The sequence below is a fragment of the Mammaliicoccus sp. Q-M61 genome, from assembly GCF_022386055.1.
Classification (GTDB): domain Bacteria; phylum Bacillota; class Bacilli; order Staphylococcales; family Staphylococcaceae; genus Mammaliicoccus; species Mammaliicoccus sciuri_A.
The window spans coordinates 1-411 of record NZ_JAJNJL010000034.1 but is presented as its reverse complement, the minus strand read 5'-3'; the positions used below and the strand labels follow the sequence as shown (position 1 = coordinate 411).

2 rRNA genes are annotated in these 411 nt (G+C 37.2%); both read right to left on the bottom strand.

Annotated elements, in window-relative coordinates:
- A 23S ribosomal RNA gene (locus tag LQ677_RS14555) occupies nucleotides 1–91 on the bottom strand; the annotation flags it as partial.
- A gap of 251 nt (nucleotides 92–342) precedes the next feature.
- Nucleotides 343–411 (bottom strand): 16S ribosomal RNA (locus LQ677_RS14550); the annotation flags it as partial.

Sequence of the window (411 nt, the reverse complement as noted above, 5' to 3'; positions counted from 1 at the left end):
TTACAGCTCCCCAAAGCATATCGTCGTTAGTAACGTCCTTCTTCGGCTTCTAGTGCCAAGGCATCCACCGTGCGCCCTTAATAACTTAATCTATATTTCCTTATACATAATGTTTAAGAAAATAACTGTTATTAATCTGTGATGTCGTCTATAAAGACGACGCGCGATTATTAAGCTTGTTGAATTTCGTTAAAAATTCACTCGGTTTTTTGCTTGGTAAAATCTATTTTACTTACTTATCTAGTTTTCAATGTGCAATGTTGAATGTTATAAACATTCAAAACTGAATACAATATGTCTTCGTTATTCCATGACCTAAAGGTCATTCCGTAATATCCTTAGAAAGGAGGTGATCCAGCCGCACCTTCCGATACGGCTACCTTGTTACGACTTCACCCCAATCATTTGTCC